The sequence below is a fragment of the Pseudomonas sp. SIMBA_067 genome (assembly GCF_046534675.1).
In the GTDB taxonomy this organism is placed as follows: domain Bacteria; phylum Pseudomonadota; class Gammaproteobacteria; order Pseudomonadales; family Pseudomonadaceae; genus Aquipseudomonas; species Aquipseudomonas putida.
Genome location: NZ_JAWRYH010001378.1, coordinates 1 through 235, shown reverse-complemented (window position 1 = coordinate 235; position 235 = coordinate 1). Strand labels below are relative to the sequence as shown.

The 235-nt window shown below is 41.3% G+C and carries 1 pseudogene; it reads right to left on the bottom strand.

What is annotated here, in order from left to right:
• Positions 1-235, bottom strand: a pseudogene (locus SB765_RS33875) (hypothetical protein); the annotation flags it as partial.

The following is a 235-nucleotide window of genomic DNA, read 5'->3' as shown; positions in this document are numbered from 1 at the left end:
CTTCGAGACACGGTTGGATCGCTGGTTAAATGTACGTGCATGTCCATTAACCCAGGTAACAGGGTAAGCGTTGGTAGGTTTATCAGTTCATCATTACTGCTAAGCTTGGGCTTTTTATTAAATTGGATTTGGCTAATAACACCGTTATCTATGGCAATCAAAGGATTAGCCTTAAGTTCGCCTGTTTCAACATCTAGTAAAGCTTTGGCCGATATATAGGTTGTGGCTAGTGTAC